The sequence below is a fragment of the Arthrobacter sp. SLBN-100 genome, from assembly GCF_006715305.1.
Taxonomy (GTDB): Bacteria; Actinomycetota; Actinomycetes; order Actinomycetales; family Micrococcaceae; genus Arthrobacter.
The window spans coordinates 544275-557828 of sequence record NZ_VFMY01000001.1 but is presented as its reverse complement, the minus strand read 5'-3'; the positions used below and the strand labels follow the sequence as shown (position 1 = coordinate 557828).

The following is a 13554-nucleotide window of genomic DNA, read 5'->3' as shown; positions in this document are numbered from 1 at the left end:
GCCCTGCCCGTCCGGGCACCGGCGGAACCATCATTCGGTGATCCGCGCACCGGCCGGGAGTGCCGGGCGGCCAAAAAGGTCCGCAACCCGGCGCTGGCCTCCAAATATCATACCGTGCCGCTCCCCTCCCAACGGCCCGTCAAGAGGGCACAGCAATTGCCCCGTATTTGATGCTGGTGATTGCTCCCGCACCAATTCGAGCAGATTAACTCAACCTCACTTCAGGAGGGTTCATATAAGCGGAAATTGCGTCCACAAGGTGAGATTTGGGCCGCCCGGAGAATGGAATAGAGCTAAGCTGTCAACAGATCAGCACGCAGCAGGGAAGCAGTGGAAAACGCATTCCGGGACTGGCCAGTGGCTGAGTGAAAGATCAACGTTTCGATGGTGAACGGCTGGTACACACCGCAACGGGCGCCACACAGCGTGCCTTCATACGGACCCCGTGTGCCGCCTGCCATCAGCACAGAGAGGGGCCCGGTTTTCGTGCCACATTTGGAAGAGCAAGAACTGTCTTGGACCAGCTTGGACCAGCGCGCGGTGGATACCATTCGCGTCCTGGCCGCAGACGCCGTGGAGAAGGTGGGCAACGGCCACCCCGGAACGGCCATGAGCCTGGCGCCGGCCGCGTACCTTCTCTTCCAGAAGCTGATGCGCCACGATCCGCGCAACCCTGAGTGGCTGGGCCGTGACCGTTTCGTCCTGTCCCCGGGCCACACCTCGCTCACCCTTTACATCCAGTTGTTCCTCTCCGGCTACGGCCTGGAACTGAAGGACCTTCAGGCGCTGCGCACCTGGGGTTCGCTGACCCCGGGCCACCCCGAGTACAAGCACACCGCCGGCGTGGAGATCACCACCGGCCCGCTGGGCCAGGGCCTCGCCTCCTCCGTTGGCTTTGCCTACTCCCAGCGCCGCCAGCGCGGCCTGTTCGACGCCGATGCTCCCGCCGGCGAGTCACCGTTTGACCACACCATCTGGGTCATCGCATCCGACGGCGACCTCCAGGAAGGCGTCACGGCTGAGGCTTCCTCGCTGGCCGGCCACCAGGAACTCGGCAACCTCGTAGTGATTTACGACGAGAACCACATCTCCATCGAGGACGACACCGACATCGCGTTCACCGAGGATGTCCTGAAGCGCTACGAAGCCTACGGCTGGCACGTCCAGCGCGTGGACTGGACCAAGACCGGCGAATACAAGGAAGACGTCCAGGAGCTCTACTCCGCGCTCCTCGCGGCCAAGGCCGAGACGTCCAAGCCGTCCATCGTCTCGCTGCGGACCATTATCGGCTACCCGGCGCCCAAGAAGCAGAACACCGGCAAGATCCACGGTTCTGCGCTCGGTGCAGAGGAAGTCGCGGCGCTCAAGGAAGTCCTGGGCTTCGACCCCGCCAAGTCCTTCGACGTGGACCAGGATGTCCTCGCCCACGCCCGCGCCGTCGTTGACCGTGGTGCTGCCGCCCGCAAGGAATGGGAAGAGTCCTTCAACGCCTGGCAGGCAGCCAACCCCGAGGGCGCGGCCCTGCTGCAGCGCATTGAGGCCAAGGAACTGCCCGAGGACCTCGAAGCGGCCCTCCCGGTCTTCCCCGCCGGCAAGGACGTCTCCACCCGCGCCGCCTCCGGCAAGGTCCTCAACGCGCTGGGCCCGGTGCTTCCTGAACTGTGGGGCGGCTCGGCTGACCTTGCAGAGTCCAACAACACGACTATTGAGGGCTCGCCGTCCTTCGTGCCTGCCTCCAAGCAGACCGACGCCTGGAAGGGCAACCCGTACGGGCGCGTCCTGCACTTCGGCATCCGCGAGCACGCCGCCGCGTCAATCGTGAACGGCATCAGCCTGCACGGCCGCACCCGTGCGTTCTCCGGCACGTTCCTGATCTTCAGCGACTACCAGCGCCCCGCCATCCGGCTCGGCGCGCTGATGGGTGTCCCGTCCCTCTACGTCTGGACGCACGACTCCATCGGTCTCGGCGAAGACGGCCCCACCCACCAGCCCGTGGAACAGCTCGCCTCGCTGCGTGCCATCGTGGGCCTGGACGTGGTCCGCCCCGGTGACGCCAACGAAGTGGCCGTGGCCTGGAAAACCATGCTGGAAAACCACAGCAACCCCGCCGGCATCGTCCTGACCCGCCAGAACATCCCCACGTGGGAGCGCGGAGACGGCGAGGCCGACGGCGACACGTTCGGTTCCGTAGCAGGAGTCGGCAAGGGCGGGTACGTCCTGGCCGAAGCATCAAAGGACGGCGCTACCGTTCCGGCCGACGTGATCCTCATCGGCACCGGCTCCGAGGTCCAGCTGGCCGTCCAGGCCCGCGAAGCCCTGCAGGCCGAAGGGATCGCCGCCCGCGTCGTATCAATGCCCTGCGTCGAGTGGTTCAACAAGCAGGACGCTGCCTACCGCGAGTCCGTGCTGCCCGCCGCCGTCAAGGCCCGCGTCTCCGTAGAAGCAGGACTTGCCCTGGGCTGGAGGGAGTTCGTCGGCGACGCCGGCCGCTCCGTCAGCCTCGAGCACTACGGCGCTTCCGCCGACTACAAGCGCCTCTTCCAGGAGTTCGGCATCACCGCGGAGGCAGTTGCCGCCGCTGCCAAGGACTCCCTCGCCGGCCTCCAGGCCTGAAACCCGATTTTTAGGAGATAAACACTATGACTACTCCCACCCAGCAGCTCTCCGACGCCGGGGTATCCATCTGGCTCGATGACCTTTCCCGCGGACGCCTGGAAACCGGCACTCTCCGCAAGCTCATTGAAGAGAAGAACGTGGTTGGCGTGACCACCAACCCGTCCATCTTCCACGCGGCCATCACCGCCGGCACCGACTACGACGCCACCATTGCAAAGCAGGCAGCAGCAGGCGCCAGCGTCGAGGACACCATCTTCGAGATCACCACCACCGACGTCGCCGATGCCTGCGACCTCTTCGCTCCCGTGGCAGCGGCAACCAAGGGCGTGGATGGCCGCGTGTCCATCGAAGTAGACCCGCGCCTTGCCTGGGACACCGCAGGCACCATCGCCGAAGCCAAGCACCTGTACAAGAGGGTCAACAAGGACAACGTCCACATCAAGATCCCGGCCACGCTCGAGGGCCTCGAGGCGATCACCGCAACCCTTGCCGAGGGCATCAGCGTCAACGTGACCCTGATCTTCTCCCTTGAGCGCTACCGGGCCGTCATCAACGCCTTCCAGGCCGGCCTGGAGCAGGCCAAGGAAAACGGTCACGACCTCTCGAAGATCCACTCCGTGGCTTCCTTCTTCGTCTCCCGAGTGGACACCGAGATCGACAAGCGCCTGGACGCCCTCGGCACCGACGAGGCCAAGGCCCTCAAGGGCAAGGCCGGCGTGGCCAACGCCCGCTTGGCCTACCAGGTGTACGAAGAGCTCTTCGCCACCGAGCGCTGGGCCCTGCTGGCAGAAGCCGGCGCGCTCCCCCAGCGTCCCCTGTGGGCCTCCACCGGGGTGAAGGACCCGGCGTACCCGGACACCCTCTACGTCACTGAGCTCGTTGCTCCCGGCGTCGTGAACACCATGCCCGAGAAGACGCTGGACGCCACCTTCGACCACGGCGTGGTCACGGGTGACACCATCACCGGCAAGTACGCCGAAGCCAACGCAACCCTGGACGCGCTTGAAAAGCTGGGCATCTCCTACAACGAGGTCGTCGCCATCCTCGAATCCGAAGGCCTGGACAAGTTCGTGGCCAGCTGGAAGGAACTGCTCGGCGACGTCGAGGGCGCCCTCGCCTCTGCACGGAAGGCTTCCTGACCGACAATGAGCACACTCAGCTACGAAGCCACCGGTGCCGCGCAGCAGGCACTTGAACAGCACCTTCCCGCCCTGGTGGAGGACCGGATCGCCACCCGGATCTTTGCGAAGGATCACACGCTGTGGGGTCCTGACGCCGAATCCGAGTCGGCCATCCGCCTCGGCTGGGTCGAGGCGGCCACCGTCTCCCAGCCGCTGGTAAAGGAGATCCTGGAACTCCGCGACGCCCTCCGGGCCGAGGGTGTGACCCGCATCGTGCTTTGCGGCATGGGCGGATCCTCGCTGGCTCCGGAGGTTATCGCCGGCACCGCCGGCGTCGAGCTGACTGTGCTGGACAGCACGGACCCTGACCAGGTCCGTGCTGCCCTGGCGGACCGGCTGGCAGAGACCGCGATCGTGGTCTCCTCCAAGTCCGGTTCCACCGTTGAGACTGATTCCCAGCGGAGGGTCTTCGAGAAGGCGTTCAACGACGCCGGCATCGATGCCGCCAGCCGGATCGTCATCGTCACCGACCCCGGCTCGCCGCTGGACAAGGCCTCCCGCGAGGCCGGTTACCGGGCCGTCTTTAACGCTGACCCCAACGTCGGTGGCCGCTTCTCCGCCCTGACCGCCTTCGGCCTGGTGCCGTCGGGCCTGGCTGGCGTGGACATCCAGGCTTTCCTGGACGAGGCCGAGGAAGCCGCCGAGGTCCTCAATGAGGATGCTCCGGAGAACATCGGCCTTGCACTGGGAACAGCGCTCGGCGGTACCAGCCCGCTGCGCAACAAGATCGTCATCGCCGAGGACGGTTCGGGCATTGTGGGCTTCGCCGACTGGGCCGAGCAGCTCATCGCCGAGTCCACCGGCAAGCTCGGCACCGGCATCCTGCCGGTGGTGGCAGGTCCCAACTCACCCGAGGTGACCTCCGGCGCCGACGACGTACTCGTGGTCCGGCTGGTAGCCGCGGATGCCGACGTCGAACCCGGTGACAACCAGGTTGCCATCGCCGGCGGACTGGCCGCCCAGATGATGGTGTGGGAGTTTGCCACGGCCGTGGCCGGACGCCTGCTGGGTATCAACCCGTTCGACCAGCCGGACGTTGAGGCTGCCAAGGTGGCCGCCCGCGGCCTCCTGGACGCACAGCCCGAGCCCACTGCGGCGGCCTTCGTTGACGGTGCCATCGAGGTCCGCGGCGGAGACTGGCTCGGCAGCGCAGCAACGGCCGAAGAGGCAGTGCGCGCACTCCTGGACACCCTCGAGGCGGACAGCTACCTCAGTGTCCAGGCCTACTTCGACCGCCTGGCGTTCGCACAGCTGGAAGGCGTCCGCGACGAGCTCGCAGCCGTCACAGGCCGTCCCGTGACGTTTGGCTGGGGACCGCGCTTCCTGCATTCCACAGGGCAATTCCACAAGGGTGGCCCTGCCATCGGCGTGTTCCTCCAGGTCACCGCTGCTTCAGCCGAAGACCTTGCCATTCCGGAGCGTCCCTTCACCTTCGGGAAACTGATTGCCGCCCAGGCCGCGGGTGATGCACAGGTCCTCAGCGAGCACGGGCGTCCCGTGCTTCGCCTGCACCTGACGGACCGGGCCGCCGGTGTGGCACAGTTGCAGGACATCATTGCTGCGCTGTCCGCCAGGTCAGCCTCCGTAACCGAGAGCTAAGGCACAAAAGCAACCATGCCAGAAACCGAATACGGCAGGCCGTCCGGGACGCGTCCCGGGAAACCGCTGCGTAATCCGCTCCGGGACCCCCGGGACCGCCGCCTGAACCGGATCGCAGGTCCGTCGTCGCTGGTGCTCTTCGGGGTGACCGGTGACCTTGCCCGCAAGAAGCTCATGCCGGCTGTCTATGACCTCGCGAACCGCGGGCTGCTTCCGCCGAGCTTTGCGCTCGTGGGCTTTGCCCGGCGCGAGTGGGACAAGGAGGATTTCGCCGCTGAGGTGAAGGCTTCCGTGCAGGCGTACGCGCGCACCCCGTTCGACGAGGCGGTGTGGAACCAACTGTCCGAGGGCATCCGTTTTGTGCAGGGCGAGTTCGACGACGACGGCGCTTTTGAGCGCCTGGGCGAGACCATCAAGGAACTCGACGACGTCCGCGGCACCCGCGGGAACCACGCGTTTTACCTGTCGATCCCGCCCAAGGCCTTTGAGCAGGTCTGCCGGCAGTTGTCCAAGCACGGCCTGGCGCAGGCCGAGGGGGACAAGTGGCGCCGCGTGGTGATCGAGAAACCGTTCGGGCACGACCTTGAGTCGGCGCGGAAGCTGAACGACATCGTCGAGTCGGTGTTCCCGCCGGACGCGGTGTTCCGGATCGACCACTACCTGGGCAAGGAGACAGTCCAGAACATCCTGGCGCTGCGGTTCGCGAACCAGCTGTTCGAGCCGTTGTGGAACGCGAATTACGTGGACCATGTCCAGATCACGATGGCCGAGGACATCGGCACCGGTGGCCGGGCAGGGTATTACGACGGCGTGGGCGCTGCCCGCGACGTGATCCAGAACCACCTGCTCCAGCTGCTGGCCCTGACCGCGATGGAGGAGCCCATCTCCTTCAACGCCGATGACCTGCGCGCGGAGAAGGAAAAGGTCCTCGCCGCCGTCAAGCTCCCCGATGACCTGTCCACGCATTCAGCACGCGGGCAGTTCACCGGTGGCTGGCAGGGCGGCGAACAGGTGCAGGGCTACCTGGAGGAAGAGGGCATCCCTGCCGATTCCACCACCGAAACGTTCGCCGCGATCCGGGTGGACATCCATACCCGCCGCTGGTCCGGGGTGCCGTTCTACCTGAGGGCCGGCAAGCGCCTTGGCCGGCGCGTGACGGAGATCGCGGTGGTGTTCAAGCGCGCCCCCAACCTGTTGTTCCGCGACCATGGGGAGGATGACTTCGGCCAGAACGCCGTGGTGATCCGGGTCCAGCCCGACGAGGGCGTCACCATCCGGTTCGGCTCGAAGGTGCCGGGCACGCAGATGGAAGTCCGCGATGTGACCATGGACTTCGGCTACGGCCACTCGTTCACCGAATCGAGCCCCGAGGCTTACGAGCGGTTGATCCTGGACGTGCTCCTGGGCGAGCCGCCGCTCTTCCCGAGGCATGAGGAAGTGGAGCTCTCCTGGAAGATCCTCGACCCGTTTGAGGAATACTGGGAGCACCTGAACGAACAGCCCGAGCCCTACGCCCCTGGCAGCTGGGGCCCGGCCTCTGCTGACGAGTTGCTGGCCCGCGACGGACGAACCTGGAGAAGGCCATGATTGTAGACCTGCCGGACACCACCACCTCGAACGTATCCAAGAAGCTGATGGCCCTGCGCGAGCAGGGCGGCGTGATTGCCTTGGGACGGGTGCTCACCCTCGTGGTGGTCACCAAGTCAGGGCTTGAGGAAGAAGCGATCGAGGCCGCCAACGATGCGAGCCGCGAACACCCCTGCCGGATCATCGTCCTGGCCGACGCCGGAGCCGACGCCGAAGACCGGCTGGACGCCCAGATCCGCGTCGGCGGTGACGCGGGTGCCTCCGAGGTGATCGTGCTGCGCGGCTACGGCCAGCTCGCGCACGAAAGCGAATCCCTGGTGGCCGCGCTGCTGCTGCCGGACGCGCCGATCGTGGCCTGGTGGCCGCACGGTGCCCCGGAAAACGCATGCGAGACTTCCATTGGCCGGATCGCCCACCGCCGGATCACCGACTCAGCGAATGAACCGGACCCGCAGGCAGCATTGGAGAGAATCCACAAAACCTATCGGGCCGGGGACACGGACCTGGCCTGGACGCGGCTGACCAACTGGCGTATCCAGCTCGCTGCCGCCCTGGATGAAGTGGACTCCTCGCCGGTGAACGCCGTCGCGGTCGAAGGTGCCTCGGACTCCCCGAGCACGATCCTCCTCGCAGCGTGGCTCACCCTTGCCCTCGAAGCACCGGTGACCATTGTGGCGGACCCGGCAGGGACCGGCATCCGCCGCGTCCGGCTCTCCCGCCCCGGCGGCGACGTCCAGCTCTTCCGCCCCGGACTGTCCGTGGCCGAACTGACCCAGCCGGGCCAGCCCGCCCAGCGGATCTCACTGCCACGCCGCAGCCTCCGCGACTGCCTGGCAGAGGAGCTGCGCCGCCTGGACCCGGACGAGGTCTTCGGCGAAGTGATTACTATGGGACTGCCACGAACCAATCTAAGGAGCGTCCGACCCAGTGAGCGTTGAGCCAAGAGTAAGCATCCATCCTGATTCGTCCGTGCTCATGGCGGCCATCGCGGCCCGCCTGATTACCAAGCTTGTTGATGTTCAGGACATATACGGTGAAGCTACCGTGGTGCTGACCGGCGGCACGGTGGGCATCGGCACGCTGAAGGCTGTTGCTGACTCTCCGGCTGCCCCCGCAGTGGACTGGTCCAAGGTCAATTTCTGGTGGGGCGATGAGCGGTTCGTCGCTTCCGATGATGCTGACCGGAACACCAGGCAGGCGTACGACGCATTGCTTGCGCATATCCCGGTGGACCCTGAACGGATCCACGAGCCCGGGTCCTCGGACCACTTCGGCAGCCCCGAGGAGGCTGCCGAGGACTACGCCCGCCGGCTGCGGGAAGCGGCAGTCGCCGAGCACGCGGCCGACATGTCCGATGACCGGCCGGAGAATCCTCCCGCACTCCCCCGCCTGGACGTTGTCCTGCTGGGCGTGGGGCCGGACGCGCACATCGCATCACTGTTCCCCGAGCAGGCCGGCATCCGGGAGAAAGTCCGTACCGTGGTAGGCGTCCGCAACTCGCCCAAGCCGCCTCCCCTGCGCGTGTCCCTGACGCTGCCGGTCATCAATACGGCGGCCGAAGTGTGGATGGTAGTGGCTGGCGAAGACAAGGCCGGCGCTGTGGGGCTGGCCCTCGCCGGCGCCAACCCCGTACAGGTCCCGGCGGCGGGTCCGCGTGGTACATCACAGACCCTGTGGCTGATCGATGAAAATGCTGCCTCACGAGTCCCCCGGCAACTCGTCCGGAAGGACGCTGCGGGCGCGTAGCTTTTCCAGCGCTCCAGCCAGGAGGTCTTCGGCGTCCTGGCTGGAGCGCCGCTCTTTAACGTATTCCAAGTGGCTCTTGTAGCCGTCCTCAAGGACGTTCCCCTCAGCAGGCGCCGCCCCGTCCCTGGCTGCGGCCACCCCGCAGCGCCTGCAATCCCACACCGCCGGGATCTGGTCCTCGGGAAGTTTGAAGAAGACCAGCTGGGTTTCGTGACCTTTTGCGCACCAGTACGAGATCCGGATGCGCGGAAGGCTGTTCCCGTGATCCCCGGCCTCGAGGCTGGTTCCTGCTCCTGCCGTTGCACCTGCCCGGGTGCCCCGGAACCCTGATGCTGGATGGATCATCGGGACACCTGCCTCTTAAAACAGAACTGTGGCTGCCGGGGAACCGACAGCCACAGTTTAGTTCGCGGACCGGCGCGGCGGCAGTGTCCGCGCAGATCCTTTTATCCGGGGATCAGGAGTCGCCGCTGCCGGTGAAGCGCATAATCAATCCCAGGGCGATGATCACAACGCCCCAGGTGACGCCGAGGATGATGGTGAACCTGTTCAGGTTCCGCTCTGCCACCCCTGAGGAGCTCAGTCCCGAGCTCATGCCGCCACCGAACATGTCCGACAGTCCGCCGCCCCGTCCCTTGTGGAGGAGGATCAACAGCGTCAGCAGGAGGCTGGTGATACCAAGGAGGATCTGCAGAATGACATGAAGAACGTCCACGACGGCCTTTCGGAAGGTTGGAATTGCGGGAGTGTGCTGGCGGGACGGACTAGTCCGTCACCAGGTGACTCTCGAACCTGACAATATTAGCAAACTCGGCCGGATCCAGGCTTGCGCCGCCCACCAGGAGGCCGTCGACGTCGCGTTCCTTCAGGATGGCGGCGGCGTTGTTCGCTTTGACCGAACCGCCGTAAAGCAGGCGGGTCTTGGCGGCGGTGTCGGCCCCGAACAGGGACTCAAGCTCGGCGCGGATGGCCGCGCACATTTCCTGGGCATCTTCCGGGCCCGCAACTTCGCCCGTGCCGATGGCCCAGACGGGTTCGTAGGCTACTACAAGCTCCGCTGCCTGCTCCGGGGTCAGTCCGGCGGTACCGGCGCGGAGCTGGGCCAGGGTGTGCTCGACGTGCGTGCCGGCCTGGCGGATCTCCAGGCCTTCGCCCACGCAGAGCACGGGAACGAGGTTGTGTTTGAAGGCAGCCTTGACCTTGGCGTTGAGGACGTCGTCGGACTCGTTATGGATGGTCCGCCGTTCGCTGTGGCCCACCAGGACGTACTTGCAGCCCAGCTTGTTCAGGAACTGGCCGGAGATGTCACCGGTGTAGGCGCCGGAGTCGAACTGGGAAAGGTCCTGGCCGCCGTAGGCGACATCCAGGTCGTCGCCCTGGACCAGGGTCTGCACCCCGCGGAGATCGGTGAACGGCGGGAAGACGGCAACCTCAACACGGCTGTAGTCGTGCTTGGCGTCCGAGAGGGTCCATGCCAGTTTTTGCAGGAGGGTAATTCCTTGGACGTGGTCCATGTTCATTTTCCAGTTGCCCGCGATGAAGGGCTTGCGGTCAAAAGCGCCGTTCGTTGACGATGTCACGTATTCTCCAAAAAAAGTTCTTGATATGTGTGCGGCCGGCAGGCTGCCGCGTGGCAACCTGCCGGCCGGAGGATTGAAGCAGGTACTGCTACCGGAAGATGCCGCTACCGGTCCAGGACGCTGAGCCCCGGAAGTTCCTTGCCTTCGAGGTATTCCAGGCTGGCGCCGCCGCCGGTGGAAATGTGCCCGAACTGGTCATCCGCGAACCCGAGGGTGCGGACTGCGGCGGCGGAGTCGCCCCCACCCACTACCGTGAACGCGCCGGCCTCCGTGAGGGCCCGGGCGATGGCGCGGGTGCCGGCAGAAAATGCTTCGAATTCGAAGACACCCATGGGGCCGTTCCAGAAGACAGTCTTGGCACCCTTGATCCGCTCGGCGAAAGCAGCTGCCGAGTCGGGTCCGATGTCGAGGCCGATGCCCTGGGCTCCAAAGCTGCTGCCTTCGATGGCGTCCGCGGCAACGGTCTCGTGGGCGGCGTCAGCAGCGAACTTCTCCGCCACCACCACGTCCGTGGGCACCACAAATTCGGTGCCGGCGTCTGCTGCGCGCTTCAGGTAGTCCTGGACCACGGGGATCTGGTCTTCTTCCAGGAGGCTGGAGGCAACCTTGTGGCCGGCCGCGGCGAGGAAGGTGAACAGCATGCCGCCGCCCACCAGGATGGTGTCTGCCTTGCCGAGCAGGTTATTGATGACTGCCAGCTTGTCCGAGACCTTTGAACCGCCGAGCACTACCACGTAGGGGCGTTGAGTGTCAGCAGTCAGCTTGCGCAGCACCTCCACCTCGGTGTGTACGAGGTCACCCAGGTAGGACGGCAGCCGGGTGGCGACGTCGTACACGCTGGCATGCTTGCGGTGCACGGCGCCGAAGGCGTCATCCACGTAGGCTCCATTATCGCCGGTCAGGGCCACCAGCTCGTCAGCGAAGGCGCCGCGCTCGGCGTCGTCCTTGCTGGTTTCGCGGGCATCGAAGCGCACGTTCTCCAGGACCAGCACTTCACCGTCCTGCAGGGAGGCTGCAGCTTCCTTGGCAGAACTGCCCACGGTGTCCCCGGCCAGGGAAACCTTGAAGTCCGCCAGCTCCGCCAGTCGGGCGACCGCGGGGCGGAGGGAGTATTTGTCCTCAGGGGCGCCCTTAGGGCGTCCGAGGTGGGCTGTTACCAGCACGCGGGCACCGGCGTCCGTGAGCTTTGACAGCACTGGGAGGGAGGCCTTGATGCGGCCGTCGTCAGTGACTGTAGAGCCGTCGAGCGGCACATTCAGGTCACTTCGAACCAGAATGTACCGCCCGCGGACACCTTCAGCGATGAGTTCGTTGAGGGTGTGAGATGTCATGTGTCTAACCCTAGCCCAGCTTGGATGCGACAAGCTCCGTAAGGTCAACGAGGCGGTTTGAATAGCCCCATTCGTTGTCATACCAGGAAACAACCTTGACCTGGTTGCCGATTACCTTGGTCAGGCCGGAGTCGAAGATGGACGAGGCCGGGTCGCCAACGATGTCGGAGGAGACGATGGGCTCATCCGTGTAGGTCAGGAAGCCCTGCAGCTCCTCGGATTCAGCGGCACGCTTGAGGGCGGCGTTCACTTCCTCCACGGTGGTCTCACGGGAGACGGTGACCGTGAGGTCGGTGGCGGAGCCGGTGGGCACGGGAACGCGGATGGCGTAGCCGTCCAGCTTGCCCTTGAGCTCGGGCAGTACCAGGCCGATGGCCTTGGCTGCACCGGTGGAGGTGGGAACCATGTTGATGGCTGCGGCGCGTGCACGGCGGAGGTCGCTGTGCGGGCCGTCCTGCAGGTTCTGGTCGGCCGTGTAGGCGTGGACCGTGGTCATCAGGCCGCGTTCGATGCCGAACTCGTCGTTGATGACCTTGGCCAGCGGACCGAGGCAGTTGGTGGTGCACGAAGCGTTCGAGATGATGTGGTGCGTGGCGTTGTCGTACAGGCCGTGGTTCACGCCCATGACGATGGTGATGTCTTCATCGGACGCCGGGGCAGAGATCAGGACCTTCTTAGCGCCTGCATCGATGTGCTTCTGCGCGGCTGCAGCCTTGGTGAAGAAGCCGGTGGATTCGATGACAATGTCCACGCCGAGCTCGCCCCAGGGCAGGTTGGCGGGGTCGCGCTCGGCCAGCACCTTGATGACGTTGCCGTTGACGACGATGTTGCCGTCCTTGACCTCGATGGTTTCCTTCAGCCGGCCGCCGACGGAGTCGTACTTGAACAGGTGGGCCAGGGCTTCCGGGCTGGTGAGGTCGTTGACTGCAACGATCTCCAGGTCCGCGCCCTGTGCGAGTGCTGCGCGGAAGTAGTTGCGGCCAATACGGCCAAAGCCGTTGATACCAATACGGGTCGTCACTTTTTCAGTCTCCTTGGTGCTTTCAGAAGCACAACTAGTTGAGCGGGCGTTCAAGCCAACTAACAGATCCCGCACGCCATTGGGCAGAGATGATTTACAGACGGAGGGCGACCAGCCTCATTGCTGAAGGCTAACCGCCTTCCGTGACCTATCTTACGTTTAACTGGGTCCGCCCCCGCAAGTGCGGGGGCGGACGGTCCACATTGCGGTTGGTTTAAGTCCGAATGTGAAGTTTGTTACAGGCGCGTGTAGCGCTGGTCACTAGGGGAGGGTGATGAGGCCCGTGGCGTTGGTGCGTGCGGCCTCGAAGCGCTTGGCGACGTCGGCCCAGTTCACGATGTTCCAGAATGCCTTGACGTAGTCGGCCTTGACGTTGACGTAGTCCAGGTAGAAGGCGTGCTCCCACATGTCCAGCATCAGCAGCGGGGTGGTGCCCAGCGCGGTGTTCCCCTGCTGGTCGTAGAGCTGCTCGATGACCAGGTTTCCGCCGATGGGCTCGTAGGCCAGGAAGCCCCAGCCGGAACCCTGCAGGCCGAGGGCGGCTGCGGAGAACTGGGCACGGAATGCGTCGAAGGAACCGAAAGCGTCATCAATGGCCGCTGCCAGCTCGCCTTCCGGCTTGTCGCCCCCGTCCGGGGAGAGGTTGTTCCAGAACACGGAGTGGTTGACGTGTCCGCCGGTGTGGAACGCGAGGTCCTTCGACAGCCGGTTGATGTTGGCGAAGTCGCCCTTCTCGCGGGCTTCGGCCAGCTGCGCCAGGGCGTTGTTGGCGCCGGCCACGTACGTGGCGTGGTGCTTGCTGTGGTGCAGCTCCATGATGCGCGCAGAAATGTGCGGCTCCAGGGCAGCGTAGTCGTAGCTGAGTTCAGGCAGTACGTACTCGGTCACAAAAT

General features: G+C 65.3%; 12 protein-coding genes. 6 read left to right on the top strand and 6 right to left on the bottom strand.

From position 1 onward, the window contains the following. The first annotated feature begins 495 nt into the window (after positions 1-495). The 6 genes from tkt to pgl are packed head-to-tail and all read left to right on the top strand — an operon-like array spanning position 496 to position 8729. A complete protein-coding gene (tkt, locus tag FBY31_RS02430; protein WP_142044999.1) occupies positions 496-2613 on the top strand; it encodes a transketolase in 2118 nt (705 codons plus the stop codon). Between the two features lie 26 nt (positions 2614-2639). Further along, positions 2640-3755 (top strand): transaldolase, encoded by a 1116-nt coding sequence (tal, locus tag FBY31_RS02425; RefSeq protein ID WP_142036443.1) that lies wholly within the window; start codon positions 2640-2642, stop codon positions 3753-3755. 6 nt (positions 3756-3761) lie between these two features. Next, positions 3762-5396 (top strand): glucose-6-phosphate isomerase, encoded by a 1635-nt coding sequence (locus tag FBY31_RS02420; RefSeq protein ID WP_142036441.1) that lies wholly within the window; start codon positions 3762-3764, stop codon positions 5394-5396. 15 nt (positions 5397-5411) lie between these two features. After that, positions 5412-6983 carry a glucose-6-phosphate dehydrogenase gene (gene zwf, locus FBY31_RS02415; RefSeq protein WP_142036438.1) on the top strand — a complete coding sequence of 524 codons (1572 nt, stop codon included), beginning with the start codon at positions 5412-5414 and terminating at the stop codon, positions 6981-6983. Continuing rightward, on the top strand, positions 6980-7921 hold the full coding sequence (locus tag FBY31_RS02410; RefSeq protein WP_142036436.1) for a glucose-6-phosphate dehydrogenase assembly protein OpcA: 942 nt from the start codon (positions 6980-6982) through the stop codon (positions 7919-7921). Before zwf ends, FBY31_RS02410 begins: the two co-directional genes overlap by 4 nt. Further along, a complete protein-coding gene (gene pgl, locus FBY31_RS02405) occupies positions 7911-8729 on the top strand; it encodes a 6-phosphogluconolactonase (protein ID WP_142036433.1) in 819 nt (272 codons plus the stop codon). The genes FBY31_RS02410 and pgl overlap by 11 nt, the downstream gene beginning before the upstream one ends. On the opposite strand, the gene FBY31_RS02400 is transcribed toward pgl, so the two are convergent. The 6 genes from FBY31_RS02400 to FBY31_RS02375 all read right to left on the bottom strand — a co-directional run bounded on the left by FBY31_RS02400 (position 8682) and on the right by FBY31_RS02375 (position 13549). Then, positions 8682-9074: an RNA polymerase-binding protein RbpA gene (locus FBY31_RS02400; protein WP_142036430.1), complete on the bottom strand. Its 393-nt coding sequence runs from the start codon at positions 9072-9074 to the stop codon at positions 8682-8684. The two genes, pgl and FBY31_RS02400, sit on opposite strands and share 48 nt — an antisense overlap. 112 nt (positions 9075-9186) lie before the next feature. Further along, positions 9187-9444, bottom strand: coding sequence for a preprotein translocase subunit SecG (gene secG, locus FBY31_RS02395; protein ID WP_142036427.1), 258 nt, complete (start codon positions 9442-9444; stop codon positions 9187-9189). A gap of 49 nt (positions 9445-9493) precedes the next feature. Next, complete coding sequence (tpiA, locus tag FBY31_RS02390) at positions 9494-10309, bottom strand: triose-phosphate isomerase (protein WP_142036424.1); 816 nt, start codon at positions 10307-10309, stop codon at positions 9494-9496. Positions 10310-10413: 104 nt separating this feature from the next. Then, on the bottom strand, positions 10414-11640 hold the full coding sequence (locus FBY31_RS02385; RefSeq protein ID WP_142036421.1) for a phosphoglycerate kinase: 1227 nt from the start codon (positions 11638-11640) through the stop codon (positions 10414-10416). 10 nt (positions 11641-11650) lie between these two features. Continuing rightward, positions 11651-12661, bottom strand: coding sequence for a type I glyceraldehyde-3-phosphate dehydrogenase (gap, locus tag FBY31_RS02380; RefSeq protein ID WP_142036418.1), 1011 nt, complete (start codon positions 12659-12661; stop codon positions 11651-11653). A gap of 261 nt (positions 12662-12922) precedes the next feature. After that, positions 12923-13549, bottom strand: a complete 627-nt coding sequence (locus FBY31_RS02375; protein ID WP_102978081.1) for a superoxide dismutase — start codon at positions 13547-13549, stop codon at positions 12923-12925. Positions 13550-13554: the final 5 nt, after the last annotated feature.

Excerpts from the sequence above, each read along its gene's own strand:
- zwf (WP_142036438.1), top strand. The coding sequence starts at position 5,412 with ATGCCAGAAACCGAATACGGCAGGCCGTCCGGGACGCGTCCCGGGAAA.
- FBY31_RS02410 (WP_142036436.1), top strand. The coding sequence starts at position 6,980 with ATGATTGTAGACCTGCCGGACACCACCACCTCGAACGTATCCAAGAAG.
- FBY31_RS02420 (WP_142036441.1), top strand. The coding sequence starts at position 3,762 with ATGAGCACACTCAGCTACGAAGCCACCGGTGCCGCGCAGCAGGCACTT.
- FBY31_RS02385 (WP_142036421.1), bottom strand. The coding sequence starts at position 11,640 with ATGACATCTCACACCCTCAACGAACTCATCGCTGAAGGTGTCCGCGGG.
- tal (WP_142036443.1), top strand. The coding sequence starts at position 2,640 with ATGACTACTCCCACCCAGCAGCTCTCCGACGCCGGGGTATCCATCTGG.
- FBY31_RS02400 (WP_142036430.1), bottom strand. The coding sequence starts at position 9,074 with ATGATCCATCCAGCATCAGGGTTCCGGGGCACCCGGGCAGGTGCAACG.